Source organism: Bradyrhizobium sp. 87 (genome assembly GCF_023073015.1).
Classification (GTDB): Bacteria; Pseudomonadota; Alphaproteobacteria; order Rhizobiales; family Xanthobacteraceae; genus Bradyrhizobium; species Bradyrhizobium canariense_D.
Genome location: NZ_JADPIQ010000070.1, coordinates 1 through 4,425 on the forward strand (window position 1 = coordinate 1; position 4,425 = coordinate 4,425).

The window sequence follows — 4,425 nt, forward strand, 5'->3', positions numbered from 1 at the left end:
TCCATCATTGCAAGGCCCTGGGGTAGGCCTCGTCGAGTCCTGGAGAGCTGATTCGCAGAGCCTGAGTATGGCTCCGAGCCCGGAATTACCCCATGTGTGGAAAGCCGCCAGTCGGCTACGATTCCTCCGTTTCGAGAGGCCAGCTTCCCGACTGCCCCCCTAGCGCCAAACGGATGGAATGGAAACGATAACGAGCCGTCATTTTTCCTGGTTTGCGTCCCGACGTATCTTGTCGCTGCGCTTTAACTGCCCCGGGATGGTTTGCAACGGCTGCTAGCAGGAGCGGTGTGGTTGTTCCCGTCGATCGAGGCACTCTGGGCGTCAGAAGGGTCGGAAGCGCCCTGCGCCATCGATATATGTTTCCATTTCGAAAGTTAGCGGGCCGAGAGAGCCTGTTCTTAGCTGGGGGCGGCGCACGTTAGGTTACGTCAGGCTTAGCTTGGAAAAGTACACCGTGAAAAGATGCCCTAACAGAGAACTCAAACGGCGCGACTTTCTTGGCATCGGACTGGCCGGTGCCACCTCGACTATAGTCGCACTGCAAGTACCGGCATCTGGACCGGCGCTGCAGCAGGATCATCTGAAGAGCAAGCGGAGAGCTCGCTACCAGCCGAACTCCCAGGAAATTCGTAACTTTTATCGCGTCAACCGATACCCTGCTCCATAGGGACGATCCTGTGCTCGTAAAGACATCAAAGCCGTCCTTCTCGAAGAGGTTAACCGGTGCGGAGCGCTCCTCCTCTTGCTATGAGCAGGACCGCCGTGCCTTCCTGAAGCGATCCGGGTTGACCGTTGCAGGCCTGTCGGTGTTAGGCTCGCTTCCTTTGGAAGGCATCCGTAAGGCCGAGGCTGGCGCTCCGCCTGCCCCGGGAGCAGATGTGGTTACCCGCAAGAACATCTGCACGCATTGCTCGGTTGGATGTTCCGTAATCGCAAAGGTTTCGAACGGAGTTTGGATCGGTCAGGAACCTGACTATGACAGCCCGATAAATCGCGGCTCACATTGCTGCAAGGGAGCTGCGGTTCGCGACGACGTCTTGAGCCAGCGACGCCTGCGCTATCCTGTCAAGCTTGTGAACGGCCAATGGATCCGGATTTCCTGGGAAACGGCGATCGATGAGATCGGCGACAGGTTGCTTACAATCAGGGAGAAGGCTGGTCCCGATTCCGTCTATTGGCTTGGGTCTGCAAAATTCACCAACGAGGCGGCCTATCTCAATCGCAAGCTGGCGGCCTTTTGGGGCACGAATAATTCAGATCACCAGGCCCGCATCTGCCATTCGACCACTGTTACTGGCGTAGCCAACACATGGGGCTACGGCGCCATGACGAACAGCTACAACGACATTCGCAACGCCAAGACAATACTGCTCATGGGAGGGAATCCCGCCGAGGCACACCCAGTCTCTCTCCAACACATTCTTGAGGGCAAAGAGCTCAACCGAGCCAACATGATTGTTGTGGATCCGCGCATGACACGGACCGCGGCTCACGCAACCGAGTACGTCCGGGTTCGACCCGGCACTCACATTGCGACCATTTACGGAATGCTGTGGCATATCTTCGAGAATGGCTGGGAAGACAAGGAATTCATCAACCAGCGGGTATATGGCGCCGAAGAAATCCGCAAAGAAGCAGCTAAGTGGCCGCCAAGTGAAGTCGAGCGAGTCACGGGACTTCCCGAGGCCCAGGTTCGCCATATTGCGCGGCTGTTCGCGACGCAAAAACCCTCGACCTTGATCTGGGCGATGGGCCAAACCCAATTTACAACTGGTACAGCCAACGTGCGAGCCAGCTGTCTTCTGCTACTCGCCACTGGGAATGTGGGTCGACCAGGCACTGGCGCCAACATCTTTCGCGGTCACACCAACGTTCAAGGTGCCACCGACCTAGGCCTCGATGTCACCTCTCTCCCCCTGTACTACGGCCTTTCAGAAGACGCTTGGCGCCATTGGTGCAGGGTTTGGGACGTCGACTACGAATGGATGAGGGGGCGCTTCCCCAGCAAGACGCTCATGGAAACGCCCGGCATTCCCAGCACGCGCTGGTTCGATGCCACCTTGTTGCCAAGAGATCAGGTTGCTCAACCCAATCCGGTGCAGGCAATGTTCGTCATGGGCCACGGCGTCAATACCATCACCCGGATGCCGGAAGCTGTAAAAGGGATCGAAACGCTTGAACTTCTGGTGGTGTGCGATCCTTATCCGACCGCGTGGTCCGTGCTTTCCGAGCGCAAGAACGGCATCTATTTGCTGCCCGCTTGCACTAGCTTCGAAATGGATGGCTCGCGAACGGCCTCAAATCGCTCCCTACAATGGGGTGAAAAGATCGTCGATCCCGTCTTCGAATCCAAGAATGACTACGACACGATGTACATGCTGGCGGCCAAGCTTGGCTTCGCCGACTTGATGTTCAAGAATATCAAAGTCGAGAACGGTTCAGTATCGGCGGAAGACATCCTTCGGGAGATCAATCGCGGCGGATGGTCCACTGGATATTGTGGGCAATCTCCCGAACGCCTGAAAGCTCATATGAAGAACCAGGCGAAGTTCGACCTGGTCATGCTTCGTGCCCCAAAAGATGACCCTGAGGTAGGGGGAGATTATTACGGATTGCCCTGGCCATGTTGGGGAACACCTCAGTTCAGACATCCGGGAACCCCGATCCTCTACAACACCGAGCTCCCTGTGATTGAGGGGGGTGGTACATTTCGCGCCCGGTTTGGCGTGGAGCGTGTGGTTTCCCGCAAGGTGATGGAAAACGGCAGCGAGGTCGAGCGGCAGGAGCACGACAATCTCCTCGCTGAGGGATCTTTCTCCACGGGCTCTGAGATCCAGGATGGATATCCGGAGTTCACGCTTGGTGTGCTGAAGAAGCTTGGATGGGACAAGGATCTTACGCCCGAAGAATGGCAGATGATCCTTCGCGTCAGCCCCGACAAACCCGATCTCGTTTCGTGGTCCACGGACCTTTCAGGTGGTATTCAGCGAGTGGCCATCCAGCATGGTTGTTCGCCCTACGGCAACGGCAAAGCGCGAATGATCGCCTGGAATCTGCCCGATCCCATTCCCGTGCACCGCGAACCGATCTACACGCCGCGCCCGGATCTTGTTTCCGACTATCCGACGCTACCCGACGCGCGCCAGTTTCGCGTGCCGAACGTCGGCTTCTCGGTTCAGAAAGCTGCCGTCGATCGAGGTATCTCAAAACAATTCCCATTGATTCTCAGCTCTGGTCGACTGGTTGAGTACGAAGGCGGTGGCGAGGAAACACGCTCCAACAAGTGGCTCGCGGAACTGAAGCAGCACATGTTCGTGGAGATCAACCCTGCAGATGCTGCGGAGCGCGGCATCAAGGATGGCGGATGGGTGTGGGTCATGGGCGCAGAGAATAGCTCTCGCGCCAAGATGAAAGCACTTGTCACCGACCGCGTTGGCAGGGGTGTCGCATGGATGCCCTACCATTTCGCCGGCTGGTACGAAGGCAAAGACCTTAGAGCGAAGTACCCCCCTGGCGCCGATCCCATTGTACTGGGTGAGAGCGTGAACACGTTGACCACTTACGGCTACGATCCTGCCACCGGCATGCAGGAGCCTAAGGCAACTCTCTGTCAGATCAAAGCAGCTTGAGAGTACATCAATGGCGAGGATGAAATTTCTTTGTGACGCAGAACGCTGCATCGAGTGCAACGCTTGTGTTACCGCCTGCAAGAACGAGAACGAAGTGCCTTGGGGTCTCAATCGGCGCCGGGTGGTCACCATCAACGATGGCAAACCTGGCGAACGCTCGGTCTCCATGGCGTGCATGCACTGCACCGACCCACCATGTGCGTCGGTGTGCCCGGTGCAATGCATCTATCCGACTGATGATGGGATAGTTCTCCACAACAAGGATCTTTGCATTGGTTGTGGTTACTGCTTTTACGCCTGTCCGTTCGGAGCGCCTCAGTATCCACAGGTCGGAAACTTTGGCTCTCGCGGCAAGATGGACAAATGCACCTATTGCGCTGGCGGCGGGGGTCCGGAAGAGCCTGGCAGCGCTGCCGAATATGCAAAATACGGCTCAAACCGCTTTGCTGAAGGCAAGCTGCCGTTGTGCGCAGAGATGTGCTCGACCAAATCGCTCCTCGCCGGGGACGGCGACATCATCGGGCAACTCTATGAGGAAAGGTCTCGAACCCGTGGCTATGGCTCCGGCGCCTGGGGCTGGGAGACTGCTTATCATGAGGACATCAAGCCGTAACGTGGGGCGTCAGGCGTAAAGGTCGAACAGACTCCCCATGTACTACGGAGGGTGAATGCCATGTCCTTCTTCGCTCGCATAGGCTGCGCGTTTCGCGGCATCGTGAGCACGGATTTCAGCGCATCGTGAGCAACGATTTCAGAGGATCGTGAGCAGCGATTTCAGGCGATCGTGAGCAACGTT

The 4,425-nt window shown here is 57.1% G+C and carries 2 protein-coding genes; both read left to right on the forward strand.

The features are described 5' to 3' along the window. The first annotated feature begins 785 nt into the window (after nt 1–785). Entirely contained in the window at nt 786–3,629 is a 2,844-nt protein-coding gene (locus tag IVB50_RS16270; protein WP_247296497.1) for a formate dehydrogenase subunit alpha, read from the forward strand. A 10-nt stretch (nt 3,630–3,639) separates the two neighbouring features. Next, nucleotides 3,640–4,242 carry a formate dehydrogenase FDH3 subunit beta gene (fdh3B, locus tag IVB50_RS16275; protein WP_247296499.1) on the forward strand — a complete coding sequence of 201 codons (603 nt, stop codon included), beginning with the start codon at nt 3,640–3,642 and terminating at the stop codon, nt 4,240–4,242. The last annotated feature ends 183 nt before the right edge of the window (nt 4,243–4,425 follow it).